Origin of the sequence: Mariprofundus erugo, from assembly GCF_005818865.1 — a bacterium.
Lineage (GTDB): Bacteria > Pseudomonadota > Zetaproteobacteria > Mariprofundales > Mariprofundaceae > Mariprofundus > Mariprofundus erugo.
In genome coordinates this window covers 72,518-99,251 of the sequence record NZ_VBRY01000006.1, presented here as the reverse complement: position 1 = coordinate 99,251, position 26,734 = coordinate 72,518, and the positions used below count along the sequence as shown (strand labels likewise).

The window sequence follows — 26,734 nt, the reverse complement described above, 5'->3', positions numbered from 1 at the left end:
CCTGCAAACATCAGTGGCGCAGAAAAAGTATTATTCGTCGCGATAGCCATAAACACTGATGCCATATTGATCCGCCAGCTCGATAAAGCGGCAGCGATCAATAATCAATGTTTTCCCCGCCTCAACTGCCAGCAGGTTACAGCCACTTGCACGCATCACATCAAGGGTATCCGGCCCGACAGCCGGCACATCAAAACGCAAGTCCTGATTCGGCTTGGCCACCTTGATCACGGCAGCCTTGCCACTGCCCAGCGCGCCACCACGCCGGATCGCTTCATCGGTCCCCTCAATGGCTTCCACAGCAAGCACGGCCTGCTCCTGCACCACAATGGTCTGACCGATATCAAGACCGGCAATAACCTTGGCCTGGCTAAAGCCGAAGCTGATATCGGGGAGTCGCTTTTTGCCCGCTGCAGGGCCGGCGATGATCCCCTCCCCTGCAAGCATCGGTCCTGCATAAAGGGTCTGTTCAATCAGCGTTAATCCCTCTTCAGCCAACAGATCAGCAATGGTATTGAGAATGGAGTCATCGCGTCGATCCTTAAGGCGCAACAATCCTTTCATCGCCGTCAGATCAGGACGGAAATTCCGGAACAGATGCAGCTTGCGAATCTTGCCAGCCATCACCACCTGCTCAACGCCCGCCTTTTTAAAAGCCTTGATCATCCCCCCGATCTGGCCGACATGAAGCCAGCAGGTGGAGGCGGTCAATGCCTCAATCTCTTTCGACGTCTCCTCTTTTGCCGCTACCGTATGCACTTCAAACCCGGCCTCTGCGAGCGCCTGTGCCAGCTCCAGCGGGAAGTGACCATAGCCTGCAATCAGACCGATACGTCGTGCGGGCACATCCTGCATCAGCTATTCACTGTCCCGGGCGTGCATGGAGAGGCCACGCTTGGCCGTACGAATAAACTCGAGCATGGCGAGAGCATCCTCATCATCCTCGGGTATCAACGCTTCTGCTTCAAGCAGTCGCTCTTCACGACGTCCCACATCCTGCAACAACAGGCGATACACCTCTTTCAGTCGTCCGACACGCTCAAGCGTAAAGCCGTGGCGCTTCAGGCCCACCATATTCAGACCACTTAGGCCGGCCCGATAGCCGCCCGCCAGCAGACAGAACGGAGGTACATCCTTGGTCACACCACTCATGCCACCGATCATTGCCAGGCGGCCAATACGGACAAACTGCTGAATCGCGGTAAGCCCGCCGATAATGGCCTGATCGGCAACCTCAACATGGCCGGCAAGCGTGGCACAGTTGGCCAGCACAATGCGACTGCCGAGATGGCAGTCATGAGCCACATGGGTATACGCCATCAGCAGATTATTATCACCGATACTGGTCACCATACCACCACCGGAAGTGCCGGAGTTAATGGTTACATTTTCACGAATCTGGTTACCGCTGCCAATAATGGTTTGCGAGTTTTCACCCTTGTACTTCAGATCCTGAGGAATCTGGCCAATCGAGGCAAAGGGAAAAATCCGGTTTGCGGATCCGAGCCTGGTATGCCCGGTAATGACAACGTGTGACTGCAGTTCGCAATCATCACCAATCACCACATCCGGTCCGATACAACAGTAGGGGCCGATGGTGACATCACTGCCGATTTCAGCCCTGCTATCTACAATAGCTGTCGGATGGATGAGTTGGCTCATACATCATCCCGGGGAACAAGAGTAGCACTCAGGGTCCCCTCACATACGAGCTTGCCGTCTACAAACGCCTCGCCCTTGAGCTTCCACATAAAGCCCCTGCGACGCAGGCAGGTCAACTCAAAGATCACCTGATCGCCCGGTCGGACAGGACGTCTGAAACGTACACCGTCGATACCGGTAAAATAGACCAGGTATTCGCGATCATCGTCCACAGACTGAAAAGCCAGCATGCCTCCGGCCTGTGCCATTGCTTCAACAAGCAGCACACCCGGCATCACCGGATGTTCAGGAAAGTGCCCCATAAACTGAGGCTCGTTAATACTGACATTTTTCAATGCACGAATGCTCTTCTCTTTCTCGAAACCAAGCACCCGATCAATCAACAGAAATGGATAGCGATGCGGCAAGTGCTGCATGATATCGTCAATATTCAATACTGACATCGTTACTCCTAAAAACACAGACATCCTGAAAAGAGATGATACCCAGGTGCCGCTTAATCAGATATACCGGCTCAGCGAGGATGCAGAGCCTTCCAAATATCCGGTAATTTCAACATGATCGCTGACACCTTCAACCACAGTCGATGCGGCATCGCCGGAGAACCGGCATAGGTACCCTTTGCTTCCAGGTCACTCATCACACCGGTTTGACCTGCCAGACGACAGCCATCACCGATATGCAGGTGACCGGCCACGCCAACCTGCCCACCCAGCTGACAACCTTTACCGACATGCGATGAGCCGGACACACCCACCTGACTGGCCATCACGGTATAGGCACCCACCCGGACGTTGTGCGCAATTTGAACAAGATTATCCAGCTTGACACCGCGCTCAATGACGGTGTCACCAATGGCGCCACGGTCGATACATGTATTGGCACCAATCTCGACATCATCTTCAAGAATGACCCTGCCAACCTGGGGGATCTTAAGATGGCGATCACCACTCCAGGCGTAGCCGAAACCATCCGAGCCGATGATGACACCCGGCTGCAGTATCACCGCATGCCCCAGAATACAGTGATCCATGACCACGCTGTTGGCATGCAAACGACAAAACGAACCAATCACCACCTGACTGCCAATAACGACGCCTGCGCCTATGATGGTACCGGCAGCAATCGTCGTTCCGGCACCAATGACAGCACCGGCACCCACCTCGACATCCGGGGCAAGTACGGCATCGTCAGCAATGACAGCCGAAGCATGGCGCTGGCCACTCGCCTGTGCTGCCGGATGGAAGTGACGCTGAAGCTGTGCAAAAGCAAGATACGGGTCTTTCACCCTGATCACGCAGCAGTCGCAATCAGCCGGCATTTTGTGCGCCAGCAACACCGCTGCGGCACGGGTTGTCGCCAGCTCTTTTTTGTAACGCTGATTGGAGAGAAAAGCGATCTCTTCACCCGAGGCGTCCATTAATGTGTTGATTCCCGTCACCACACGGGTGGAAGCTGCCTGTTCGCCCTCAATCACTCCGCCGGTGATCGTTGCCACCTCAGCAACAGTCAGAGCATCTGACATCGATCCATGCATGGACATGGCAGTATTACTTCTTGCCATCCAGAAGCTTGGTAATATCACCGGTTACATCAAGCTTCTCATTGACATACAGAAAGACCGGCTTGGGCAGAATCATGTCATAGTGCCCCTTTGCACCGTACTCGCTGATCACCTTCTGAAACTTGGCGCCCACACTGACATCCAGACGATTCTTTTCCGCCCCCAGCTCTTCCTGTGCATCCTGCTGACGGCGCTGAAAGTCCTTGCTCATCTCCTTGAGCTCCTGCTGCTTCTGAGCCAGACGGTCCGGAGACATGGCCATAGACTGGCCAAGAAGATCCTTCTCCGCCTTGTCGATTTTCTCTTTCAGAGCACGCAGCTCCTTGATCTTTTCATCCTGAAGCGACTGCAGGCGCGCCATTCCCTGTTGATAATCTGCCGTATTCTCTACCGCACTTTTCATATCAACATAGCCGATCTTCAGCTCTGCCGCTTCAGCTGAACCTGCTGCAACCAACATGGCTGCTCCCAGTGTCACTGAAACCATCCGAACCTTCATCGTATTATACATGCCCTGCTCCTTTTACCTTTCAGCATCGTTCTATGATCGTATATCTATTCCGGCCAGATCAGCACAAGGTGTGACTGGCAATGCAAAGCCATTATTTCCGGCAGACTATTCATTTATCAATAAAGTAAAATCGTTTTTTTTCCACAGCAGCGGCAGGCAAATCAGCCACTGCCGCCTAGAAAGAGCTACCCAGCGCAAATTCGAAGTTTCTGGTAATATCACCCTTGACCGTACGCAGAGGGAATGACCAGGCAAAACCTACCGGCCCGATAGGAGAAAGCCACTCCATGCCAAAACCGACCGAATAACGCACGCGAGCAAATGAGAATGGCTCCGGCACCGTCGCAAAGGCGATATTCCCCACCTTGTTACTGGCCTGTCCCCACACGGTACCTGCATCAGCAAAGACCACTCCTCTGAAGCCGGACGTCCGCATATACGGAAGCGGGAAGAACATCTTCACACCACCACGCACTTGCTTGTCACCGCCGAGCGCCTCGCCGGTAACCTGGTCACGCAAACTGACGCCGTTGATATCAAAGCCGAGCAGACTGCCGATACCACCGAGCGAATAACGGCGCCACAATGGTACGTTGGTTCCCTTGAGCGAACTGATCGTGCGATAGTCGATGGTGGGGTTAAGCACAAAGTCCCCCTCTTTATCGAATGGAATATAAACAGCACTGGATGCTGCCGCTTCCCAGAATTTACTGTTACCGGCCAGTCCGGCAAGGCTGAAGCTGATGCTCTCCATCGTACCACGACGGGGGCTCATCAACCGGTCACGGGTATCCCATGTCAGCGCATTGGACACCTCTCCGATGACCGTTGTACCGGCCTGAGCCTTGATCAGATTGGAGGAGTTGGCCGGCACAGCACTGAGCGTGGTCCGGCTGTAGTTGTATGCCATGTTGTATGACAGATGCAGTGTAATCGGCAGACCGAAACTGACACCAAATGAGGAACTGTCGGTTCGATAGGTAATCGTCGTAACCGGATCACTTTTCATCTTACTGAAATTCAGCGATGCGGAAATATCGGTATCAAGGAAGTAAGGATCGGTGAAGGAACCACTGATATTCTGCGTCACCTTGCCCAGCTGGCCATTCACATTGGCCTGATAGCCCTTGCCAAACAGGTTATTTTCGGCGATTTTAGCCGTGAGAATAATTTTTTCACGTTGTGAATAACCGATGCCGCCGGTAATGGTACCGGTCTTCTTCTCCTTGATGTTCACTTTCATATCGACCTGATCCGGCACATCGGTCTTGGCCATGGATACACGCACATCATCAACCATGACAGCACGACCAAGCTCTTCACGCGAATGCTGCACCTGGGTTCCCTGATAGCGGGCCCCCTCGGATTGCCTGATCAGACGACGCAATACAACGTCCTCTGTCTTTTCATTACCGGTGATTTCTATGCGCTCGACATAGACCTCCTGGCCCTTGTCAATTTCAAAACTGATCGACACGGTGTGCGCATCCACATCGCGCTTCATCAATGGCGTCACACTGGCAAAGGCAAACCCCTCATCACCAACACGGTCAGTAATGGCCTGAATCGAATCACCCATCTTCTTCAGCGAATAGTTTTCACCGGACTCAAGCTCGATCAGTTTGACAAGGGTCTCCTTGTCCGGCACGACATCGCCCTGCACATCAAGCTGATCGACGCGATATTGAATACCCTCGTGAATACTGAAGGTCAGAGAGAAGCTGCGCTTGTCGGAAGAGAGCGTCAGCTGCTCCGAGTCCACCTTCATATCAAGAAAACCGTGATTCAGGTAAAACTGCTGCAGCATCTGCACATCGGCGCCAAACCGCTTTTTATCAAATACATCGCGCTTCATCAGGGTCGCGACCAGATCGGTCTGACGCGATGCAATGGCACCGGCCAATTCGCTGTCAGAAAAGGAGTGATTACCAATAAAGTGAATACGACTGATTCGAGTCACCTTACCTTCATAGATTTTTACCACCACATCAACCCGCCCGTCTTTTCTGGGCGTACTGACAAACTCGACACTGTTCTGATAAAAACCGTCTTTCAAATAGCCTTTGCGCAATGTGTTGCGATCGGCATGCTGTGTCTGAGGACTGAAAAAACCTCCCGGCTGAAGCTTGAGCTTCTTCTCCAGATCCTTGCTTGAATGCTCGTCATTACCCTCGATTTTCAGACTGGCAATCAACGGATACTCTTTCACGTGACAAACAAGCTTGATCCCTTTATCACTGCGATCGCCGGTAAAGCGTACATCGGAAAAGAATCCAGCCTTGTACAAGGCACGTACATCTCGGCTGAGCTGACGGCGATCGAGAGGCTTGCCAACACGACTGCCCATACGGGCAATCACCGCCTGTTTCTCAACAAACCTGACCCCGTCCACATCAATCGAGGTAATCAGCGGAGCGGCATCTGCTGCCCGGACCTGGTGAGGTATGGCAACCATGCCGCTTCCCAACACCAGCAACATCAGCAGCAATCGAATGGAGGCAATCATTTTATCCCCTGAACAAACGTGAAATATCATTATAAAATGCAAACACCATCAGGCCGACAATAAGCACCAGCCCGATCATTTGAGTAATCTCGAGAAATCTCGGCGGCAGAGCTTTTCCCCGCACCTTTTCCAGCGCAAGATAAACCAGCATGCCACCATCCAGAATCGGAACAGGCAACAGGTTGAGTACGCCGAGATTGACCGAAATAAGCGCCAGAAATCCGATAAAATAGACCAGACCAAGATCTGCTGTCTTGCCGGCGAGCTGCGCAATGGCAATCGGGCCACCCAGATTATCGGGAGAAATCGCAGCTGTCACCATCTTGCCGAACACCGACAGCGTCATGACCGTCATATCCCATGTTCTGGTAAAACCATAGACAAAGCCGTCCACCGGACCCATGCGGTAGATTTCAGCCTCCTGCTGAGCCTGTGATGCGAGGCGAACACCGATACGCACCTGGTTCTGCTCATCGGATACAGGCAACACATGCAGCTGCAACAGCGTCTCGCCGCGCTGCACAACCACCGCCACTTCATGACCGGCACTGCTCCGGATCTGCTCGATAAACTGATTTACATTGGCAACCGGCCAGTCATTAATCTGCCGGATAATATCACCCGACTGCAAACCCGCACGTTCGGCCGGAGAGCCCCCTATCACCTCATCAACCCGAATAGTCAATCCCGGATTAAATCCGGCGACACTATCCGCTACATTCAGCAGCAACGGATCTTTCTCCTGTTCAGGAAGCGTCATTTCAACAGAGACAGGACGCTCGTCGCGGCTGATCGTCAGGCTGAAGTGCTTGCCGATCTCATGCTTTAACTGCTCCTCCATCTGCTGCCATGAATGCACAGGTGTACCGTCGACAGTAAGTACACGGTCGCCTGGCTGCAGACCGGCCTGTTCGGCAATCGATGCCGGTGTCACATGCCCGACAATGGTCGGTAACACAGACTGTCCGAGCCAGCCCACCAGCATGTAAGCAAAAATGGCAAAAACAAAGTTCAATGCCGGCCCGGCAAAAGCGACAGCAGCCCGTTTCCAGACCGGTTGCAGATGAAACGCGCGCGCCCGCTCCTCTTCCGTGAGCTTTGCCTGCTGCTCTGCCCCCTGCTCGTCCGGATTTTCCCCGAGCATCTTGACATAACCGCCAAGCGGAATGGCCGCGATCACGTATTGAACCTCGCCATCCCGGCTGCGCCATGAAAACAGTGCCGGACCGAAACCGACAGAGAATTTTTCCACCCTGATGCCAAGCCTGCGGGCAACGGTATAATGACCATACTCATGCACCGCGATCAACAGGGCAATCGCGACAATAAAGGCAAGTGATGAATGCAAAATTTCCATCATGCGCAAATCACCTCTTCAGCGACGGCACGAGCATCTGCATCCACCTGCCACACCTCTTCCAGTGTCACCACTGGCGTGCAAGGGATGCGTGAGAGCACCTGCTCAACCGTGGCTACGATATCCATAAATCCGATTCGACCGGCACGGAAGGCGGCATTGGCCACCTCATTGGCGGCATTGAATACGATCGAAAGCGAGTCATCCCCCCGCAATACATGCTCAACCAGCGCCATTGCGGGAAAACGGGCATGATCGACAGCCTGGAAATGCAACGAACCGGTTCGAGCCAGATCAAGCCAGGAGATCCCGGTGGCTAGTCTGGGTTCAGCCTGCATGGCATAGGCAATCGGCATGCGCATATCAGGCATCGCCAGCTGCGCCAGCACCGAACCATCCAGGTACTCCACCATTGCGTGTACAATACTTTCCGGATGCACAATCGCGGACAATTTTTCGGGCGGCACATCAAACAACCAGCGTGCCTCGATCAGTTCGAGGGCCTTGTTCATCATGGTCGCTGAATCGATACTGATTTTGGCGCCCATATCCCAGTTCGGATGGGCAACCGCCTCTGCCGGCGTCACATGATAAAGCGTGGAGGGATCCCGATCGCGAAATGGTCCCCCGGAGGCAGTAAGAATAACTCGGGTCACCGATGCACGATCATGACCCACAAGACACTGATGGACTGCCGCATGCTCCGAATCCACCGGCACAACTGCGGCACCCGAACGTTGAGCTGCCGCCATAAAAATGCGTCCGGCTGTGACCAGACACTCCTTATTGGCAAGACCCACCCGCTTACCGGCGCGAACCGCAGCGAGGGTCGCCGGCAGACCGGCTGCGCCGACCATGGCAGCCATCACCATATCTGTTTCAGAAGATGCGGCCAGCTCGCTTGCTGCATCCATCCCTTCGGCAAGCCTGACCCCGTCAGGAAGACGCCCTTGCAGAGCGGCTGCAGCAGCCACATCAGTCATCACCACCCAGGCGGGCCGCAATTTCTGCGCAAGCTCGAGCATCTTTTCACTGTTACGGTGCCCCACCAGAGCATGGGCTGAAAAACGTTCGGGGTGTCGCAGCATGACATCGACTGTACTGCAGCCGATAGAGCCCGTCGCGCCAAGCACCGTTAATCGCATCATAGCATACTCCATAGCAGCCAGGTGACCGGTACAGCCATAATGATCGCATCAATACGATCGAAAATACCGCCATGACCGGGTAACCAGCGACCACTGTCCTTGACGCCAAGCATCCGCTTGACTGCGGATTCGGAAAGATCACCCAACACACCGGTCAACACCGTCACCATTGCCAGCAACACTGCAGGCAACCATGACAGAAGATCGGCAGAGGTCCAGCAAATCACCGCAACAGGCACACCAAAAAACAACCCGCCGAACATGCCTTCGACCGATTTCCCGGGGCTGACTGCAGGGCAGAGCTTGCGCTTGCCGAATTTTCTGCCGACAAAATAGGCCGCCGTATCCGAAGCCCAGACAGCAAGACAGGCACCAATGACCAGCATGCGCCCGTTATCTGTGGCATGGGTAACGCTGATGGCCAGCGCAAAAAGGTAGAGCCAGGAAAACAACCAGGCAAAGGCGAAAAACCGCGAAAAGGAGGGAGCCTCACTGTCCGGAATAAAAATAAACATGGCAAACCAGACCAGCATCGCCGGCAGAAGCCAGATGACCTCTGGCCGTTCGAGGAACAGCAACCACAGGGGCAACGATGAAAGCATAAACCAGACAGGCTTCGGCATACGCATCAACAGCACCAGTTCACAGGTTGCAGCCAGACAGATCACCAGAGACAGTGCTGATTCGAACCATACCTCGGGCAGATGGAAGTACCATCCCCAGATCAGCAGCAGCAGTACCAGTGCCGTGAGGACTCGTTTACTAAGTTCACTCACCGCTGGTCTGCTCGCTGGTCAGGCCAAAACGGCGCTCCCGCCCGGCATAATCATCAAGAGCAGCCTGCAACTCTGCGCTGGTAAAGTCAGGCCAAAGCACATCCGTAAAATAGAGCTCGGCATAAGCCGCATCCCAGAGATGAAAATTGGAAATGCGCTTTTCACCGCCGGTACGGATCAGCAGGTCAACAGGCTCCACATCGTGACGCCACATCATGGAACGGAACATATCGGGGGTCAGCGAGGCAAGTGCAGCATCCGTATCACTTTGAGCAGCTGCCCAGCGGGCAGCCTCTCTCACAGCGGCAACAATTTCCTGCTGGCCGCCATAGTTCAGGCAGAGAATCAGATCCATTCCACGATTGCCTGCGGTTTTCTCACAGGCAGCCTCAACGGCGCGCCTGGCACTACCCGGCAGCGGCGATATATCACCAAGCACACGAAAGCGAATATCGTGCTTCTGCATATCAGGCAGGCTTCGTGGCAACATCATGGCGAGCAGCCCCATCAGACCACGGACCTCAAGCTTGGGGCGCTCCCAGTTTTCGGTTGAAAAAGCATAAAGCGAAAGCTGACGGATACCTTGCTCTCTGGCCCAGCCGACTACGTCCCGGGCAACTTCCGCACCCTTCTGATGACCTTCAAGGCGCGGCTTACCCTGAGCCCGGGCCCAGCGTCCATTTCCATCCATGATAATACCGACATGATTCGGCAGCTTTTGCATGCCCATCTGAGTGGACAAAGCCATCAAACCGTCAGTATTTCGCGTTCTTTATGCTCGATAATATGATCGACTTCAGCAATAAACTTGTCAGTCGTCTTCTGAATTCTGTCCTGCAGGCGCTTGCTCTCGTCTTCAGAAAGACCTTCGTCCTTCACCTGTTTTTTCACTTCGTCATTGGCGTCACGACGAATGTTGCGAATAGAGACCTTACCCTTCTCACCGACAGTTCGAACCTGCTTCACCAGGTCCTTACGGCGATCTTCGGTCAGTTCGGGAAGAATCAGACGAACAACATCACCATCGCTGGTCGGATTCAGGCCAAGATCAGATTTAAGAATGGCTTTTTCAATCGCCGAGATCAACGATTTTTCCCAAGGCGTAATCATCAGCACCCGTGGCTCCGGAACCGAGATATTACCCACCTGGGTGAATGGAACCTCTGTGCCATAGTAAGGAACTGTGACATGATCAAGCAGTGCCGCATTGGCACGTCCTGTACGAATCGTTGCCAGCTCTGATTTCAGTGCTGCAATCGATTTCTGCATTCTGGATTCCAGTGTATCTGCCATTTTCAATTCTCCTGAACCAGTGTACCTACGGCCTCGCCCGACACTGCCTTCAGCATCTGGCCAGGCGTTGTCACATCAAAAACAACGATCGGCATATGATTGTCACGGCAAAGTGACATAGCCGTTGCGTCCATCACACCGAGTCGTTTGCTCAATGCCTCGGTGAAGGTCAATGTTTCATATTTCTTTGCATCCGGATTGCGTACAGGGTCGGCGGTGTAGACACCATCCACCTTGGTTCCCTTCAGCACGGCATCAGCCTGAATCTCCATAGCACGGAGACTTGCGGCCGTATCTGTAGTGAAGTAAGGATTACCTGTACCGGCTGCGAATATAAGAATACGGCCTTTTTCCAGGTGACGCACTGCACGGCGACGAATATAAGGCTCTGCAATTTCCTTGATATGCAAGGCTGAAATCACACGTACGGTGCCACCCTGACGCTCAATCGCATCCTGAAGCGCAATCGAATTCATCATGGTTGCAAGCATGCCCATATAGTCAGCACTGGCGCGATCCATACCGGAAGCAGTTCCACTCATACCGCGGAAGATATTGCCGCCACCGATCACGATCGCAAGGTCGACACCGGAAGCCTGTACTTCAATCAGCTCGACTGCCAGACGGCTGATCGTATCCGCATCAATACCGAATGCGGTATCGCCCATCAGCACTTCACCGGAGAGTTTGAGCAGCACCCGTTTATACGGGTGCTGCTTCACCTGTTGTCCGACAACGACGTCGTCAGCAGCAGTACTCATCGCTTTCAGAGCCCCTGCACCTGAGCAGCAACCTCAGCAGCAAAGTCCTCTTCCTTCTTCTCGATACCTTCACCCAGCTGGAAGCGGGCCATGGTCACAACGGTCGCACCGCCAAGAGCAGCGCCGACTTTCTTGTCGGTATCCATAACGAAGTCCTGCTCAAGCAGACAAACGTCTGAATAGAACTTGCCCAGCTGACCCAGAACGATCTTGTCTACAATCGCCTCTGGCTTGCCACTTGCAATGGCACGCTCACTGAGAACCTGACGCTCACGCTCAACACTCGCCTCATCCACATCATCACGGCTGATGAATCTTGGATTTGCCGCAGCCACATGCATCGCCACACCGCGTGCCAGCTCTGCATCCACTTCCTTGTCAAAGGAGAGCAGCACACCGATCTTGCCAGCGCCATGCACATAGGTTGCAACAGTGCCGGCCGCTTCAGCACGCTCAAAGCGACGGATGCTCATGTTCTCACCGATCGTTGCGATCAGCTGGGAAAGAGCCTGTTCAACATTGAACTCTGCATCGAAAGGCAGTGCATTGAGTGCAGCCACATCAGCAGGATTCTCACGAATAATAATTGCAGCAAGCTTGTTCACAAAACCGACAAACTGGTCGTTCTTGCTCACGAAATCGGTCTCGGAGTTCACTTCCAGCACAACACCGATATTGCCGTCGGTAGCAACGGTCACCACGCCTTCAGCAGCAACGCGACCGGCCTTCTTGGACGCAGCAGCAAGGCCTTTCTTGCGCAGAAAATCCACTGCCGCATCGATATCACCGTTGGTCTCGCTCAGCGCCTTCTTGCAGTCCATCATGCCTGCGCCACTGATTTCACGTAGTTTTTTTACATCTGCAGCCGTAATCTGGCTCATTCACAACTCTCCGTATTCAGTATTTAGTTTATCCGGGGCAGATCAGGCTGCATCAACAGCGACTGCTTCTGCCACTGCCATTGCTTCCACGATATCCGCACCATCCTCGGAATTTTCGATATGCCATGATTCGGAGCCCTCCAGCAGGGCGTCACCAATCTTGCTGCAGAACAGACGAACAGCACGGATTGCGTCATCATTACCCGGAATGATGTAATCAATGCCGGTCGGGCAGCAGTTGGTATCGACAACAGCAACAACCGGGATTCCCAGCTTCTGTGCTTCCTTGATAGCCAGCTCTTCCTTGCGAACGTCAACAACAAACAGACAGTCCGGCAGGTTAACCATGTCCTTGATACCGCCGAGAGAGCGCTCAAGCTTGTCCAGCTCACGCTGCATCTGCAGTGCTTCCTTCTTGGTCAGCAGCTCAAATACGCCCTCGTCCTTCTGGCGCTGCAGATCTTTCATCTTGCGTACAGACTGCTGTACAGTGGTGAAGTTGGTGAGGGTGCCGCCCAGCCAGCGGTGATTGATATAAAACTGGCCTGCACGGCAAGCTTCTTCCTTGATCGCTTCACGCGCCTGACGCTTGGTACCAACATAAAGTACGCGACCACCGGCTGCTGCCAGCTCCTGCATGAATGTATAGGCTTCGTTCGCCATACGCAGGGTTTTCTGCAGGTCAATAATGTGAATGCCGTTACGGCTTCCGAAGATATACGGAGCCATCTTAGGGTTCCAGCGACGGGTCTGATGACCGAAATGTACGCCGGCTTCAAGCAGCTGCTTCATGGTAAATTGAGACATGTTTTCTCCAGTTGTTTAAGTTATTCCTCCACGGTCTGTCACCCGGTCTGCTTAAAGACAGGGCACAATGGATCAGTCCGTGTGCGAATTCGCCCGTTCGAGCGGGCGCGGTTTCTAACGAAAGAGTGCGAATATAGCAAGTCCGGATAGCCATGACAGAGTATCATCACACCATAAAGCGAGCCGGACTCCACGGCTATTCCGGACTAACAAGGGAGATGCTGATTTATTGCCCTCCTGGCAAAAATCAGTCCGCAAAAGCAAAAGCGTGACAAAGAGGCAGGAAGCCGATTGGACGGCCAACGGCAGCCCGCAGGGCGAGGGTATGATGCCCGAGTCATTTTCCCTTTGCTTACAAATCAAACACTTATGTGTCTGATTTGACTCGCCGCATCCTGCAGCTCACCTGGCGGCGGCAGAGCCGTCCAATCCGGCCATCCTGCCGGATTGTGGCGTCCGTCCATGGCCCGCACGGAATCGCGGACACATCAGCCATGCCTGACCAGACTCTGGATTGAGCGAGAGAGCACATCAAAGTTAAATGGCTTGTTAAGTATCTGACAGTGATTACCCGGCGCACCGACACCAATCACATGATCCCGATCATAACCGGTCACCAGCATGAACGGCAGTTGCTCATTGTACCTCCTGACTGACCGGAGCAACTCGACCCCGCCCATTTTTGGCATCACCACATCGGAGATAATCAGATCAACCTCCCCGGCATGCGCCATAAACAGAGCAAACGCCTCTTCACCATTGCTGGCAGTCAGCACCCTGTAGCCCATGCTCTCAAGCACCTCACAGGTGGTCTCCAGCACACTGACCTCATCATCGACCAGCAATATGGTCTCGCTGTGTCCACCTCCGCAAACAGATTTACCTGCTTCACCCGCCGCTTCCGAATCCTCCATCAACGGCAGATAGATCGAGAACGATGTCCCCCGGCCCGGCTGACTCTCTACCTCAACAACGCCACCATGATTCTGAACCGCACCGTACAGCATCGCCAGGCCAAGCCCCGTCCCCTTGCCCACCTCTTTGGTTGTATAAAACGGCTCAAAGATCTTGGCCATCGCATCCGGTGCAATGCCATGACCATTATCGGCAACAGTGATACAGGCAAACTGATCCACAGCCAGTTCCGGGTGCCGCTCGGCAAACTCCCTGTCGGCCTGATAAGCGGTCAATGCACAGCGGATCCCGGGAGCTGCAACCCCGGCCACCGCATCCACAGCATTATTCAGCAAATTCATCAACACCTGCTGCAGCTGAGTGGCATCGCCATGAATCACCAACAACTCATCGCACACCGAACTATGATGATCGATATTCTCCGGGATGGCGGCACTGGCCAGCTTATAGGCCTCTTTCATAAAGCTGTTCAGCACCAGATTGCGCCGTGATACCGCATCCCTGCGGGCAAAGGTCAGCAGCTGCTGCACCATCTCAGCGGCACGCTCCCCCAGCTTCTCGATATTATTCAGCCGCTCACTGGCCATGGAGCACGGCTCCATCTCCATTCTGGCCAGGTAGATATTCCCCTGCATGGCCGCCAGCATATTATTAAAGTCGTGGGCAATGCCGCCCACCAGCGTACCAATCGCCTCCATTTTCTGCGATTGCCGTAGCTGCTCTTCAAACTCCTTGCGCTCACTGATATCGCGAATGACACTCAGAATCACGTTTTGTTCGTCCAGCTCAATCAGGCGGGCATTAATCTCCACCGGCATAATCGTGCCATCCGCCCTGTAATGCGCCGATTCAAAAACCGCATAGCCGGTCTGGACCAGCTTCGCCATACGATCCGGCACCATGACAGCAAATTCTGGCGGATCCAGTTCGGCCACATGCATCGCCAGCATCTCATCCTTGCTGTAACCCAGACGGGTATAGGCCGTTTTATTGACGTCGATAAATTTACCCGTGGTATCGAGAATAAATATTGCATCACTGGAAGAGTCAAACAATGTACTGAAGCGCTTGCGACTGGCCTCAAGCAAAGCCTGCTGACGCTTGCTTTCGGTGATATCCTGAACCACAGCCAGCACACACTGCTCACGCTGTGAACCTGCGACCAGTGAAGAGGAGATATGAACATGACGCCTCTCCCCCTGCCGGGTGACAATCTCAAAATCCTCACCTCTGTTGATATCACCGGCCAGCACCATCCGCATCGTTTTGCCAGCCTTGTCACGCTCTGACTCGCTGGCATAAATCGTACGCAACCAGCCCAGCCGGTTGATCTCCTCCTGCGTATAGCCGGTAATTTCCTGCATGCGCGGGTTCCAGCTGATAAACTCCGGCTCACCACTCGCCTGCGGTCGCCAGAGCACAATACCCTCGGAAGCCTGATCCATCAGCTTGCCACGAAACTCCGCCGCCTGAATCAGCGCCTCGGCAGTCTGTTTGCGTTCGGTGACATCATGCATCAGCCCAACCACCGCCGGCTCCCCCTCCGCCGTGACAATGGTCGATGTGGAAATGGAAAAGATCCGTTTTTCGCCGGCTCCCGTCGTCACCTCCCACTCTTCACCGGTAAGGTTATCACCCTCGCGCATGCGCTCCATACGGGCAATGGCACGCGCCTGCTGCTCAGGTTCCGGATACATGGACTGGTACCAGCCGAGTTCATTGATCTGATCGATGGTATACCCGGTCATCTCGGTCATACGACCATTCCACAAGGTAAAGCGCACATATGGAAACTCATCACAGGCCTGACAGACAGAGATACCTTCGGAGGCATTGTCGAAAATTTTACCGAGAAACGCGCCCGACCGCTGCAGTGCCCCCTCAACCTGTTTACGACCGGTAATATCCTGAAAAGTACCGAGCATGCGCACCGGCTGCCCTTCGTCGCTGAAAATCACCTGACCCTGCGCATAGGCCACATACTCATGACCATCCCTGTCCATAAAGCGACAGTCGACATCATATTTTTCCCCCTGACTGAGCGCTGCCTGCACGGCATGATACAGCATCTGTCTGTCATCCGGATGCACATGCTGTAAAAAGAGCTCGAACGTCGGTTCAATCGCACCCGGCTCGTAACCGAACATCCTGAAGGTCTGATCCGTCCAGTAGAGCACACCGGTTTGCGGATTCCAGTCCCAGATCCCTACCTGACCGATCTCCTGAGCCAGCTGCAAGCGCTCCTCACTGGCATGCAGTGCCATCTCGCTCTTTTTGCGCTCACTGATGTCCGTTGCCACGGCAATGACAACCCGGCGACCGAAATAGTTACCCGGATAGAGGTGAACCTCCTTGGGAAACGCCTCCCCGCGACTGTTATAAGCCCAGAACTCGAGACTCTGCGGCTGACCATGCAGCGCCAGCTGCAGCTGTGCTGCCACCTGCTCCATATCATTACGGTTTGGCACCGACAGATCACCGGGATTCTTGCCGATAAAATAATCACGCGGAAAACCATACATCTTCTCCGCGCCCCTGTTCACATCAAGGAATATACCCTTTTCATCAAGTATGTAGACCGCTTCGTGCAGACTGTTGAATATACCCCGATAGCTCTGCTCACTTTCAACAAGCTTGCGTTCTGCTGCCTTGCGCTCGGAAATATCAACATGGGTACCGACCAGACGCACGGGACGGCGATCCTCATCGCGCACCACCTTCGAGGCCCGGGAAAGCACATACACTTCATGCCCGTCCTTATGAAGCATGCGCATCTCCACCTCGAAAGTGCCTTCTCTTCCCTCCAGATAGTCACTGACCCGGGCCAATACCCGATCCTTGTCATCAGGGTGCACCAGCTGCGTCCAGGTAACAATCGATGCCGGCAGTTCATCCTCGTCATACCCCAGCATGCCAAACCAGCGCGGCGAGTAATAGACAACGTCTGTCTGCAAATCCCAGTCCCAAAGCCCGTCATTGGCCCCGGCCATGGCCAGCGCGAATCGCTCCTCACTGCCTTTCAGGGCGGCCTCAGCCAGCTTGTATGCATTGATATCGGTATGAATCCCGATCATCCGCAGCGGCTTGCCGCTCTGATCGCGTTCGATGATCTCGCCAACACTGCGGATCCACTCCCAACCGCCATCGCCCCGGCGGCGGCGATATTCGATGGATTCAGGACCGCATGAATCCATCGTCCTCGCCAGTGCTCTCTCGACTGCCGGTCGATCTTCCTCATGGATATGGTCCAGCCAGTTTTGCAGGCTGGTCTGAAATTCGCCCGGCTCGTAACCGATCATTCTGGCATATTCAGAGCTGACGACGACCTCACCACTGACAATATCAAGGTCAAACCAGGCCTGTCTGGCCGCATCCAGCGCCAGCCTTAAACGCTCCTCACTGCCACGCAACCGCTCTTCCGCCCGACAACGGTCTGTAATATCGCGAAAGCTCCACACCCGGCCAACGATTGCACCATCAATACGCTGCGCCTTCGAATAGCGCTCGAACACCCTGCCGTCGGAGAAACAGATTTCATCAAGACTGATCTCATCAGGGCGGGAATAGAGCGCCATCACCCGATCGATAAACGCCTGTGGATCAACCAGCTGGTCGAGCACATATTGCAGGGCACGCTCATCATCGCCGGAGGCGAGAATCTCCGGTGTAAATTTCCACATCTCGACAAAATTCTGATTATAGCCGCGCCATTTACCATCGCTGCCGACCACCAGAATACCATCTGCAGTTGCCTCAAGCGTCGCCTGCTGCAGTGACAGTGATTCGCGCAACTCGATTTCAACCTGACGGCGCAGACTGACATCCTCCTGAACCAGCACCACTTCACAGACGGCACCCGCCTCATCCCTGAGTGGATAGGCATAGGTCCTCACCCACAAGTCCCCCCCGGAGCCGGGCACCTCAGGCGTTGCCTCCCGATCATACTGCATCTCCGGTATTCTGATCTCTTCACCGGCAAAGGCCCGCTGCAGCAATGGCATCACACCCGTCGCCACAAGCTGCTGATCAGCAAGCATATTGTAATCAGCCAGGGCCGCGAACGGGACCTTCCACATCTGCTCCCAGGCACGGTTGACCTGCAGGATCACGCCATCGGTTGAAAGAATCTGGATCGCCAGTGGCGACTGCTCAACAAGATTGCGAAAACGGGCCTCCGAGTCCTGCAACTGCTCTTCGATGCGTTTACGATCAGTAATATCGAGAACGGTGCCAATCGAGTAGAGCGGCGTTCCATCCTCCGAGTATGTGGTTTCACAACGCTCATTCACCCATATCACCACATCCGGATGTACACACAACCGGTGCTCGATATCGTAGAAGCCGCCACCGCTCAGCGAATCATGATAGGCGCGGTCGACATAGGCACGATCATCCGGGTGTACCAGTGCCAGAAAGCTGTCGTACGTGGGGTGAGATCCATCCTTCTGCACACCGAACATGCGAAACACTTCATCCGACCACTGCAACTCCCGGGTCAGAAGATCCAGCCGCCAGTGACCAAGGTGAGCGATACGCTGGGCTTCCTCATGGCGCTTGCGTGTTTGTTGCAACAGAAGCTCAGCCTGTTTTTGGGCTGTAATATCGTCATAGATACCCAGTATACCGCAAATTTCCTGCTGCTCATTGCGCAGAGGTACCTTGGATGTACGCAGCCAGATGGTCTGGCCATCCGGCGTGGTCTGTGGCTCCTCGAATCCGAGTTTTGGCTCACCCGATGCCATCACGGCAAAGTCATCGCTCCGATAAGCCTCAGCCTGCTCCCGCCAGCCCATATCAAAGTCATTTTTACCGATCAGCTCGTGCGCAGAGGAGTACCCGGCATCACGGGCAAAAAGAGCATTACAACCGAGATAGCGACCTTCGCGATCCTTCCAGAAGATACGGATCGGCACCTCTTCGATAATGTTCTGTAACAGGTGATGACCTGCCGGCTGAGTGAATTTTTTTTTCATGACGCCCCTTCATGAATAGCGATTCAAACCACACCCCAACTAAAAAAAAGATATTGCATCATGATTCAATACATACCTTTTCGCAAGATGTCACAACAAAGAAAGCACATACAAAGCCATCCCTGCTCCGATTGCGATACCTGTTTCCCCATACAGACTGAAATCAATGCTTCAATATCCCCACGCAGGCGAGCAACCCGCCACGCTTAACCGGCAGAGGGTGACAGCGGTGATGCAGCAGGCTGCGGACGCTGCACGGACCGGCCAAACTCATCGGGTGTTGCCAGTGAAGACCCGTACAGCAACTGAAAACGCACCTCGGGCATCATCACCGGCATCATCACCCCTGATGCCTCAAGCTTCTTCCATAGCACCCGGGCAGCCACCATATCTGTGGCCGCAAAGGTAAAGCGCCAGGTTGGAATAGGAACAATCCTGCGCTCATAACGATACGGGCGCCCTTCCCGATCCAGCCGTTGCTGCAACAGCTCGGCATAGCGATCCTGATATAATCGCCCCAAACCAACCATATAGAGTGATTGATTCACCCGTATGATATTCACCTCAATGCCGGCCTGCCGCCACATCACTGCAGCAGCAACGGCCTCCCCGCGACTTGCGTACAAGCGAGCATCATCAAAAGCATGCAGAACCACCTCTTCAGTCCGCAGAATGGCAATCGGTGATAGCTGCAACTGACTGAGCCGATAATGCAATGTGTTTGCCGAGGCGCGGGAAACCAGCCTGCGGGTCACCACCCGCCATTGCGCATGACGCGCCGCTTCCGCCTGCCACACTTCATCAGGCAGGTGAATACGCACACTGCCCTGTACCGGTGCCGCAGCAGGGCGCTGCCACGCAAACCATGCAAGCAAGGCACACAAACAGAGGGATATGGAAATCATGATTCGTTTTATCATAGCTGCCGCTCGTGAAAAACCTGAACATATCGACGCGAGTAGTAAAGGGCCCGCACCGAACAGCTGGCAGCAGGAGATCGGGGATTCCCTGCCGGAGCCTCGAGTGGCATGATTGAGTGATCAGACAAAGGAGAGCATGGATGGATATTGCTGCGATCATGGAAAAAATAAGCATCTGGGCCATGCCTGTGCTGCTCGCCATCATCCTGCACGAGGTGGCTCATGGCTGGGTTGCAGAGCGACTTGGCGATAACACGGCACGCTGGATGGGACGCCTGACCCTGAATCCGCTGAAACACATTGATCCTGTCGGTACGATTCTGATTCCTGTTGCCCTGCTTGTCATCGGCTCACCATTCCTCTTCGGTTATGCCAAACCTGTACCGGTCAACTTCAGAAACCTGAGAAGACCGAAACAGGACATGGTACTGGTGGCACTGGCAGGCCCGCTCACCAATCTCACCCTCGCTGTACTATCCGCCCTGCTGCTCGCTTTCACCGTAGCACTTCCCGCATCGGCAGCATGGGTCGCTCAACCGCTGGCTCTGATGTGTCAGGCTTCGATTATCATTAATATGGTGTTATGCATTTTCAATCTGCTGCCGCTGCCACCACTGGATGGCGGCCGGGTGGCTGTAGGTCTGCTGCATGGACAGGCGGCTTACCAGCTCTCCCGTCTGGAGCCCTATGGTTTTATCATCATTATTGTGCTGCTGGCCACAGGCATATTGCAGCAGATCATCGGCCCGCTGGTGCTTGGCAGCGCTGAATACCTGATCAATCTTGCCATGTCCTGACATCAGGCAAGCCACCATCTTTATCCCTGATCACGCCTGAGAATCGAAGCTCCCCCCAGACGCCACAGCACAATACCACCGGGCAGCGATGCCACAGCCAGTACCAGCACCCACAACACCGCCATCGCACCCGCTGCTTCAGCCGTGCCACCGAACCAGACAGAAAAGCCGACATAACCGGCCTCCCTGATGCCGAAACCATTAAATGACAGAGGGAGTGCTGAAGCCAACGCCACCAGACACACCATAAACCCGTATGCAAACCACGACAGCTCCAGTCCCACTGCCTGTCCGAGCAAGACGTGCGCCTGCACCACCAGCCCCTGAAACAACAACGAAAGCGGCAGCGATTGCATCCATGCCCTGGAAAACTGCGGGGAGGCCAGTGGCAGCTGCTGCCATCCCGACCAGCGAGGCGTCAGCGACAACCCCTGCAACCACGGCCACCACTTCGGCGTTGCCAGCATCAACAACAAAAACAGCAGCAGCCCGGCAAACCATGACCACCGCCACCACTCGGGCAGCACCAGATAAAGCATGCAAAAACTGATCAGTAACAGTAAACCGACCATACCGTTCAGCCGCTCAAGCACCACACTGGCGGCCGCCAGCCAGCCACTTCCGGCCCGACCACGGGCCAGCAACCAGCCACGGGCGACATCACCGCCAATAATCGAGGGTAAAAACAGACTCAGAAACATGCCGAGAAAATAGAGTTGAATCTTGCGTGCGGCATCCACCGTCAGCCCCAGTGCACGCGCCAGCCAAACCCATCGCCATGCTGAGAACAGCTGCCCGACAATAAGACAGGCTGTCGCTGCCAACACAGGAAGCCACTGCACCTGCATCAACTGATGCGCGATGGCGGCACCATCGAGCGTCCAGCCGAGATAGCCAAGCAATAGCAGTGAGAGGGTGATCTTCAGCCAGATCATCCGCACCACCCGGAACTGCCAGTCATATGGCCAGCCATTTTTCCAGCCGCAGGCGAAGGTCGGCAGGATCACCGTGTAAAAACAATCGTTTTTTTCTTGATGTGTGACCGGAGGCAATCTCCGCCTCACTCCTGCCCAGACCGAGAGAAGAGGCAACGAACTGAACGATCGCGGCATTGGCTTTGCCATCCTGCGCAGCCTCAGCCACAGCAATTTTCACCGCATCACCGTGCAACCCGCGCAATTGTGGTTTACGCGCCCCCGGTTGAGCATGGATATTCACATACAGCCCGTCACGCCCCTCGCTCAGGACCGCATCGAGCGGATGAACGCTCACCCGCCCTGAATCAGGCCGACAGCAATCCGCTGCAGACTGGGTACAAGAAAGTTGTCCACAAACATCAATGCCAGCAGCACAATCATCGGCGAAAAATCAATACCGCTGATATAGGGGACGCGCCGCCGGACCGGAAACAGCAACGGCTCGGACATCTGATTGATGATCCGTACAATCGGATTATACGGGTCGGGAGAAACCCACGACAGCACTGCACGGGCGATCACGATAATCGTTGCCGTCATCAGGATCACATGAATGACACCGGCCAGCGCCTGCAGAAAATAGCCCAGCACGTACATCAGGAGGCCAGCTCCTGCGAGCGTCTGCAGGCAACCGTCAATGCCTTGCGCACCGTATCCGGCAACCCTTCCCTGAACATCATATCCAGTGCCGCCTGGGTCGTCCCCCCGGGACTTGTCACCTGCTGACGCAATGCATCGGCTGGCCGACCGCTTTCGACAAGCATGCGTCCTGCACCCAGTGCCGTCTGGCTTGCAAGGTCACGGGCAAGCTCGCGACTGAGGCCAAGCGCAACACCGGAGGCTTCCATCACCTCTGTCAGCAGGAAAAAGTAGGCAGGCCCACTGCCGGAAAGCGCTGTCACTGCATGCATCTGCTGTTCCTGATCCAGCCAGTAGGCACTGCCACAGGCCGTCATCAGGTATTCGGCACGATGACGATGCTGCTCATCTGCCGTACTGTACAATACCGATACGCCAGCCCCGACCAGCGCCGGCGTATTCGGCATGACCCGAACAATATGGGCCTGACCGCCAAGCATGGACGCAAGTTTTGCCACGGTAAGACCTGCTGCGATACTGACCACCGTCGCATTCGCATCGATGGCATCACTGATACCCTGCAGTGCCACCTGCATCTGCTGCGGCTTGACCGCAAGCACCACCATATCGGCATCGGTCACGGCCGCTCTGTTCTCCGCCGTTACCCGCACACCATACTGCCCGGCCAGCTGTTTGCGGCGCTCTTCACCGGGTTCAGCCACACAGATATGATCTGCTTCGTGGCCGGCACGTCTGAGGCCTGCAATCAGTGCCTCGGCCATATTGCCGCCGCCAATAAATGAAATTTTCAGTTGCTGCATTCAATCATTCCTGTTGTTACGTATATCCAGCTCACCGAACAAAACCGAGCCAAGCCTTACCATGGTCGCTCCCTCTTCCACAGCCTCACGGAAATCACCGCTCATCCCCATGCTCAGCTGGCCAACACTCCCATCGAACATTTTATCCCGCAAGCTGCGCATCGCCTGAAAGGCCGGCCGTACGTCACCAAAGTGCGGTGCCATCGCCATCAGACCGCAAAGCTGTAACCCTTCAATGGCTGTAATCTGCGCCGCAAATGCAGGCAATTCATCCACAGAAATACCATGCTGATCGGGATTACCGGAGATGTTCACCTGAATCAATACGGGAAGGGTTCGGCCATCCAGATGAGCTGCGACCGCTGCCGCTGTCGCCACAGAGTCACAGCTATGCCACATGGCCGCATGCCGGGCCACATATTTCGCCTTGTTCTTCTGTAGCGGACCAATCATATGCCACTGACACTGCGGCCAGCGCAAAGCACGATCGCGCAACAGTTGCGGACGGGATTCACCAAAGCAGCGATGTCCTGCGTCAATCAGTACAGCGACCGCATCATCGGGCGCATATTTACTGATCGCGACCATCGTCACACCGGCTTCGCCCAATTCATGCTCAAGAGAACGCCAGCGCTGCAACAGCCCTTCCATACCGGACTCACTCATACGCCGGCTCTCCGCTGCCAGGCCACGCGCTGATCCACAGCCCGGCTAAGTGTATGCTCATCCAGATACTCCAGCTCCCCGCCTTCCGGCACGCCACGGGAAATGCGCGAGACCGTAATCCCTGCATCCCTGTAACGATTGGCCAGATAATGGGCCGTTGCCTCTCCGTCGACCGTCGCACTGGTCGCCAGAATCATCTCATCGATTCCACCGGCGGCAAGACGGCGATCCAGAGCGGCAAAGCGCAGCTGCTCGGGGCCGATCCCGTCAACCGGACTCAGGCGGCCAAGCAATACGTGGTAACAACCGCGATAGCCGTGGCCCCGCTCCATCATCAGCACATCCACCGGCTGCTCGACCACACACAGGGTCGCCGCATCGCGCAGCGGATCATCACAGAAGTGGCAGTGCCCCTGCTCGGCAAAACAACCGCAGCATTCACAAAAGCCCACCTGCTCATGCAACAACTGCAAAGCCGTCGCAAGAGCTGCCGCATCCCCGGCCGGCCGCGTCAGCAGATTAAGACCGAGACGCATGGCAGTCTTCGGCCCCACCCCCGGCAGGGTAGAAAACATCTCCACCACCCGTGCCAGTGGCGCAGGCATGCCGGGAAAGTGCATCAAAGTGAAAAACCAGGAGGCAGCGGCATACCAGCCATCAGGGACTGCTGCTTCTGCTTGGCAAGTTCATCCGCTTTCTGTGAGGCATGATTGAAGGCAGCGGCAACAAGATCCTCGATCAGCGCCTTGTCCTGCTCTCCCCACAATGACGGGTCGATCGTCACCCGGCGAACCACACGGTCACCACTCATGACCACCTGGACCATACCACCACCGGACTCACCACCCACTTCCATGCCGGCAAGCTCTTCCTGCATCTTTTTCATGTTTTCCTGCATCTTCTTCGCTTGCTGCATCATCTTTGCGATATTCATTCTTCCACTCCTGTCTCATCTTCCACCCCGGCCGGCAACACGCTAACCAGCTGGGCATCCATTTCGGCCATCAATGCCTGCACATGCGGATCATCCTCCGCATTTTTTCTCAACCGCGCCTTTTCCACGCGGGCAAAGCGTTCCCGCTGCTGTGAGATGGACTCACCTTCGCCCGACTGTCTGGCTTCCCAGAAAACCTCGCGCCCCAGCCATGCGGCAAAATCACGCCGGTCAGCGGCATTGATCGTCGCCTGCTGATGCCTCTCCAGTGCCAGACGCACCCGGCTGCCAAACTCCAGACAAATCACATGCTCGAGCATCGCAGCAAGCCCGGGTCGGAAATCATGCAGCGCCGTCACCACCTCGCGCCAGTCGCGACAGCGATGACCTGCCGGTTCCCCCGTATCATGCAGTGGCAAATCCGCTTCCTGTGTCTGTACAGCAACCGGCTTTTCCTGTTCAGCCGGCTGCAACTGCACTGGCGCAGCCGGCATCTCCTGCGCTGCCACAGCAGGCTCTACAGCTTCAGTCCTCACCACCGGAGCCACCACCGGAGCCACCACCGGAGCCACCACCGGAGCCACCACCGGAGCCACCACCGGAGCCGCACCGGCTGCCCGACTGATAGCCGGCACTGCTCCGACCGCCGAAATCGCATTCAGCCCGCATAAACGCATCAGAATCATTTCAGCGCCCATACGCTCATCAACGAGCGAAAGGTCCCGCATACCTGCCAACAATACCTGATAACGCAGATCAAGCGCGGCTGAGCTCAGGCTGGCCGCATACTGCTGCAGCCACTGACGCTGTTCAGCATCCACCTCTTCACCCAGTAATGTCTCATCCACCTGCAGGCAGGCAAGCTGATGCCATAAACGGGCCAGCTCCAGCAACAGTGTGCGGCCACCATGCCCTGTTGCGCTGACCGTTCGCAGCAACTGCACGGCCTCTGCCGCATCACCCGTAAACAGAGCCCGGGACAGCTGTCGCACCGGCTCTGTACCTACCTGCCCGAGTGCCGCATCGACATCGGCCAGCACCATCCGCTTGCCGGCATAGGCCAGCACCCTTTCACTCAATGACAATGCATCACGCACACTGCCATCGGCCGAGCGGGCAATCGCCGCAATGGCATCGGCATCGGCATCGACGGACTCACGCCCGAACACATGCGACAGATAGCCGCTGATTTCACTATGGCCAAGCCGGCGTAAATCAAAGCGCTGACAGCGCGAGCGCACCGTCACCGGCAGCTTATCCGACTCCGTCGTGGCGAGAATAAACATGACATGCGCAGGCGGCTCTTCCAGTGTTTTGAGCAACGCATTGAACGCACTCTTGGAGAGCATATGCGCCTCATCGATAATGTAGACGCGCTTTTTCAGACTGGCAGGCGGGTAACGCACTCCGTCAAGAATCTCACGTACATCGTCCACACCGGTATGACTGGCAGCATCCATCTCCTGCACATCCAGGTTGGAGCCGGTTGCGATCCCCCGACAGGCGTTGCAACTGCCACACGGCTCCCCCTGATCAGCCTGTTCACAATTTACGGCCATCGCCATCAGGCGGGCAATCGTCGTTTTGCCCACGCCGCGAATACCGCAGAGCAGATAGGCATGAGCCAGATGACCGCCGGAAAGGGCATTTTTCAGGGTACGAACCACCACATCCTGCCCGACCAGATCGGAAAATCGCTGCGGACGCCAGCGTCGTGCCAGTACCAGATAACTCATGCGGGCACTCTACGGCTTGCGCAACGCGCTGCAATGGCTGCCGCCACATCATCAGCCGCTTGCCGGATCAACATAAAAAGGCCCGCGACATGCGCGGGCCCTGGTGATTGATACGGTAACAGAAGCGGACGTTACAGAGGAGAGATCCCC

25 protein-coding genes are annotated in these 26,734 nt (G+C 55.3%); 1 reads left to right on the top strand and 24 read right to left on the bottom strand.

The genetic code is table 11. From position 1 onward, the window contains the following. Positions 1-30 precede the first annotated feature (30 nt). The 16 genes from FEF65_RS07510 to FEF65_RS07435 form a co-directional block, all read right to left on the bottom strand. Positions 31-855 carry an LpxI family protein gene (locus tag FEF65_RS07510; RefSeq protein WP_138239188.1) on the bottom strand — a complete coding sequence of 275 codons (825 nt, stop codon included), beginning with the start codon at positions 853-855 and terminating at the stop codon, positions 31-33. Positions 856-858: 3 nt separating this feature from the next. Continuing rightward, positions 859-1,662, bottom strand: a complete 804-nt coding sequence (lpxA, locus tag FEF65_RS07505) for an acyl-ACP--UDP-N-acetylglucosamine O-acyltransferase (protein WP_138239187.1) — start codon at positions 1,660-1,662, stop codon at positions 859-861. Further along, the gene (gene fabZ, locus FEF65_RS07500; RefSeq protein WP_138239186.1) at positions 1,659-2,105 is read right to left on the bottom strand and encodes a 3-hydroxyacyl-ACP dehydratase FabZ; all 447 of its coding nucleotides are present in this window, start codon (positions 2,103-2,105) and stop codon (positions 1,659-1,661) included. The genes lpxA and fabZ overlap by 4 nt, the downstream gene beginning before the upstream one ends. Before the next feature lie 71 nt (positions 2,106-2,176). After that, positions 2,177-3,187, bottom strand: a complete 1,011-nt coding sequence (gene lpxD / locus FEF65_RS07495; RefSeq protein ID WP_138239185.1) for a UDP-3-O-(3-hydroxymyristoyl)glucosamine N-acyltransferase — start codon at positions 3,185-3,187, stop codon at positions 2,177-2,179. 25 nt (positions 3,188-3,212) lie between these two features. After that, entirely contained in the window at positions 3,213-3,737 is a 525-nt protein-coding gene (locus FEF65_RS07490; RefSeq protein WP_138239184.1) for an OmpH/Skp family outer membrane protein, read from the bottom strand. Positions 3,738-3,912: 175 nt separating this feature from the next. Continuing rightward, positions 3,913-6,243 (bottom strand): outer membrane protein assembly factor BamA, encoded by a 2,331-nt coding sequence (bamA, locus tag FEF65_RS07485; RefSeq protein ID WP_138239183.1) that lies wholly within the window; start codon positions 6,241-6,243, stop codon positions 3,913-3,915. A 1-nt stretch (position 6,244) separates the two neighbouring features. Continuing rightward, positions 6,245-7,603 carry an RIP metalloprotease RseP gene (gene rseP, locus FEF65_RS07480; protein ID WP_138239182.1) on the bottom strand — a complete coding sequence of 453 codons (1,359 nt, stop codon included), beginning with the start codon at positions 7,601-7,603 and terminating at the stop codon, positions 6,245-6,247. Further along, the gene (gene dxr / locus FEF65_RS07475; protein ID WP_138239181.1) at positions 7,600-8,748 is read right to left on the bottom strand and encodes a 1-deoxy-D-xylulose-5-phosphate reductoisomerase; all 1,149 of its coding nucleotides are present in this window, start codon (positions 8,746-8,748) and stop codon (positions 7,600-7,602) included. The genes rseP and dxr overlap by 4 nt, the downstream gene beginning before the upstream one ends. Beyond that, positions 8,745-9,524 carry a phosphatidate cytidylyltransferase gene (locus FEF65_RS07470; protein ID WP_138239180.1) on the bottom strand — a complete coding sequence of 260 codons (780 nt, stop codon included), beginning with the start codon at positions 9,522-9,524 and terminating at the stop codon, positions 8,745-8,747. The genes dxr and FEF65_RS07470 overlap by 4 nt, the downstream gene beginning before the upstream one ends. Continuing rightward, the gene (uppS, locus tag FEF65_RS07465) at positions 9,517-10,272 is read right to left on the bottom strand and encodes a polyprenyl diphosphate synthase (protein WP_138239179.1); all 756 of its coding nucleotides are present in this window, start codon (positions 10,270-10,272) and stop codon (positions 9,517-9,519) included. Before uppS ends, FEF65_RS07470 begins: the two co-directional genes overlap by 8 nt. Then, positions 10,272-10,817, bottom strand: coding sequence for a ribosome recycling factor (frr, locus tag FEF65_RS07460; protein ID WP_138239178.1), 546 nt, complete (start codon positions 10,815-10,817; stop codon positions 10,272-10,274). The genes uppS and frr overlap by 1 nt, the downstream gene beginning before the upstream one ends. Positions 10,818-10,819: 2 nt before the next feature. After that, complete coding sequence (gene pyrH, locus FEF65_RS07455) at positions 10,820-11,578, bottom strand: UMP kinase (protein WP_138239177.1); 759 nt, start codon at positions 11,576-11,578, stop codon at positions 10,820-10,822. A gap of 5 nt (positions 11,579-11,583) precedes the next feature. Beyond that, positions 11,584-12,459: a translation elongation factor Ts gene (gene tsf, locus FEF65_RS07450; protein ID WP_138239176.1), complete on the bottom strand. Its 876-nt coding sequence runs from the start codon at positions 12,457-12,459 to the stop codon at positions 11,584-11,586. Positions 12,460-12,501: 42 nt separating this feature from the next. Continuing rightward, on the bottom strand, positions 12,502-13,266 hold the full coding sequence (gene rpsB / locus FEF65_RS07445) for a 30S ribosomal protein S2 (RefSeq protein ID WP_138239175.1): 765 nt from the start codon (positions 13,264-13,266) through the stop codon (positions 12,502-12,504). 488 nt (positions 13,267-13,754) lie between these two features. Further along, positions 13,755-19,154, bottom strand: coding sequence for a PAS domain S-box protein (locus tag FEF65_RS07440; protein WP_138239174.1), 5,400 nt, complete (start codon positions 19,152-19,154; stop codon positions 13,755-13,757). A gap of 206 nt (positions 19,155-19,360) precedes the next feature. After that, the gene (locus FEF65_RS07435) at positions 19,361-20,059 is read right to left on the bottom strand and encodes a hypothetical protein (protein WP_176582342.1); all 699 of its coding nucleotides are present in this window, start codon (positions 20,057-20,059) and stop codon (positions 19,361-19,363) included. Positions 20,060-20,214: 155 nt separating this feature from the next. On the opposite strand from FEF65_RS07435, the gene FEF65_RS07430 reads away from it, so the two are divergent. Beyond that, a complete protein-coding gene (locus FEF65_RS07430) occupies positions 20,215-20,871 on the top strand; it encodes a site-2 protease family protein (RefSeq protein ID WP_138239173.1) in 657 nt (218 codons plus the stop codon). A gap of 20 nt (positions 20,872-20,891) precedes the next feature. On the opposite strand, the gene FEF65_RS07425 is transcribed toward FEF65_RS07430, so the two are convergent. Genes FEF65_RS07425 through dnaX form a run of 8 tightly spaced genes read right to left on the bottom strand, consistent with a single transcriptional unit; the run spans position 20,892 to position 26,584 of the window. Further along, positions 20,892-21,878 (bottom strand): lysylphosphatidylglycerol synthase transmembrane domain-containing protein, encoded by a 987-nt coding sequence (locus FEF65_RS07425; RefSeq protein ID WP_202978243.1) that lies wholly within the window; start codon positions 21,876-21,878, stop codon positions 20,892-20,894. After that, positions 21,829-22,143, bottom strand: a complete 315-nt coding sequence (locus FEF65_RS07420) for a DUF167 domain-containing protein (protein ID WP_238701252.1) — start codon at positions 22,141-22,143, stop codon at positions 21,829-21,831. Before FEF65_RS07420 ends, FEF65_RS07425 begins: the two co-directional genes overlap by 50 nt. After that, positions 22,140-22,445, bottom strand: a complete 306-nt coding sequence (locus FEF65_RS07415; protein WP_138239172.1) for a YggT family protein — start codon at positions 22,443-22,445, stop codon at positions 22,140-22,142. Before FEF65_RS07415 ends, FEF65_RS07420 begins: the two co-directional genes overlap by 4 nt. Further along, positions 22,445-23,248, bottom strand: coding sequence for a pyrroline-5-carboxylate reductase (gene proC / locus FEF65_RS07410; protein WP_138239171.1), 804 nt, complete (start codon positions 23,246-23,248; stop codon positions 22,445-22,447). Before proC ends, FEF65_RS07415 begins: the two co-directional genes overlap by 1 nt. Next, positions 23,249-23,914 (bottom strand): YggS family pyridoxal phosphate-dependent enzyme, encoded by a 666-nt coding sequence (locus FEF65_RS07405; protein ID WP_138239170.1) that lies wholly within the window; start codon positions 23,912-23,914, stop codon positions 23,249-23,251. Beyond that, positions 23,911-24,534 carry a recombination mediator RecR gene (gene recR, locus FEF65_RS07400; protein ID WP_138239294.1) on the bottom strand — a complete coding sequence of 208 codons (624 nt, stop codon included), beginning with the start codon at positions 24,532-24,534 and terminating at the stop codon, positions 23,911-23,913. Before recR ends, FEF65_RS07405 begins: the two co-directional genes overlap by 4 nt. Then, positions 24,534-24,848, bottom strand: a complete 315-nt coding sequence (locus FEF65_RS07395) for a YbaB/EbfC family nucleoid-associated protein (RefSeq protein ID WP_138239169.1) — start codon at positions 24,846-24,848, stop codon at positions 24,534-24,536. The genes recR and FEF65_RS07395 overlap by 1 nt, the downstream gene beginning before the upstream one ends. Next, the gene (gene dnaX / locus FEF65_RS07390) at positions 24,845-26,584 is read right to left on the bottom strand and encodes a DNA polymerase III subunit gamma/tau (RefSeq protein WP_138239168.1); all 1,740 of its coding nucleotides are present in this window, start codon (positions 26,582-26,584) and stop codon (positions 24,845-24,847) included. Before dnaX ends, FEF65_RS07395 begins: the two co-directional genes overlap by 4 nt. Positions 26,585-26,734: the final 150 nt, after the last annotated feature.

What these genes read in the sequence shown, in the direction of transcription:
- lpxD (WP_138239185.1), bottom strand. Translation starts at nt 3,187, where the DNA reads ATGTCAGATGCTCTGACTGTTGCTGAGGTGGCAACGATCACCGGCGGA.
- FEF65_RS07440 (WP_138239174.1), bottom strand. Translation starts at nt 19,154, where the DNA reads ATGAAAAAAAAATTCACTCAGCCGGCAGGTCATCACCTGTTACAGAAC.
- tsf (WP_138239176.1), bottom strand. Translation starts at nt 12,459, where the DNA reads ATGAGCCAGATTACGGCTGCAGATGTAAAAAAACTACGTGAAATCAGT.
- bamA (WP_138239183.1), bottom strand. Translation starts at nt 6,243, where the DNA reads ATGATTGCCTCCATTCGATTGCTGCTGATGTTGCTGGTGTTGGGAAGC.
- FEF65_RS07415 (WP_138239172.1), bottom strand. Translation starts at nt 22,445, where the DNA reads ATGTACGTGCTGGGCTATTTTCTGCAGGCGCTGGCCGGTGTCATTCAT.
- FEF65_RS07430 (WP_138239173.1), top strand. Translation starts at nt 20,215, where the DNA reads ATGGATATTGCTGCGATCATGGAAAAAATAAGCATCTGGGCCATGCCT.
- rpsB (WP_138239175.1), bottom strand. Translation starts at nt 13,266, where the DNA reads ATGTCTCAATTTACCATGAAGCAGCTGCTTGAAGCCGGCGTACATTTC.
- dxr (WP_138239181.1), bottom strand. Translation starts at nt 8,748, where the DNA reads ATGATGCGATTAACGGTGCTTGGCGCGACGGGCTCTATCGGCTGCAGT.
- pyrH (WP_138239177.1), bottom strand. Translation starts at nt 11,578, where the DNA reads ATGAGTACTGCTGCTGACGACGTCGTTGTCGGACAACAGGTGAAGCAG.
- FEF65_RS07490 (WP_138239184.1), bottom strand. Translation starts at nt 3,737, where the DNA reads ATGTATAATACGATGAAGGTTCGGATGGTTTCAGTGACACTGGGAGCA.
- recR (WP_138239294.1), bottom strand. Translation starts at nt 24,534, where the DNA reads ATGCACTTTCCCGGCATGCCTGCGCCACTGGCACGGGTGGTGGAGATG.
- FEF65_RS07405 (WP_138239170.1), bottom strand. Translation starts at nt 23,914, where the DNA reads ATGAGTGAGTCCGGTATGGAAGGGCTGTTGCAGCGCTGGCGTTCTCTT.
- rseP (WP_138239182.1), bottom strand. Translation starts at nt 7,603, where the DNA reads ATGATGGAAATTTTGCATTCATCACTTGCCTTTATTGTCGCGATTGCC.
- proC (WP_138239171.1), bottom strand. Translation starts at nt 23,248, where the DNA reads ATGCAGCAACTGAAAATTTCATTTATTGGCGGCGGCAATATGGCCGAG.
- lpxA (WP_138239187.1), bottom strand. Translation starts at nt 1,662, where the DNA reads ATGAGCCAACTCATCCATCCGACAGCTATTGTAGATAGCAGGGCTGAA.
- frr (WP_138239178.1), bottom strand. Translation starts at nt 10,817, where the DNA reads ATGGCAGATACACTGGAATCCAGAATGCAGAAATCGATTGCAGCACTG.
- dnaX (WP_138239168.1), bottom strand. Translation starts at nt 26,584, where the DNA reads ATGAGTTATCTGGTACTGGCACGACGCTGGCGTCCGCAGCGATTTTCC.
- fabZ (WP_138239186.1), bottom strand. Translation starts at nt 2,105, where the DNA reads ATGTCAGTATTGAATATTGACGATATCATGCAGCACTTGCCGCATCGC.
- uppS (WP_138239179.1), bottom strand. Translation starts at nt 10,272, where the DNA reads ATGGCTTTGTCCACTCAGATGGGCATGCAAAAGCTGCCGAATCATGTC.
- FEF65_RS07510 (WP_138239188.1), bottom strand. Translation starts at nt 855, where the DNA reads ATGCAGGATGTGCCCGCACGACGTATCGGTCTGATTGCAGGCTATGGT.
- FEF65_RS07435 (WP_176582342.1), bottom strand. Translation starts at nt 20,059, where the DNA reads ATGATTTCCATATCCCTCTGTTTGTGTGCCTTGCTTGCATGGTTTGCG.
- FEF65_RS07395 (WP_138239169.1), bottom strand. Translation starts at nt 24,848, where the DNA reads ATGAATATCGCAAAGATGATGCAGCAAGCGAAGAAGATGCAGGAAAAC.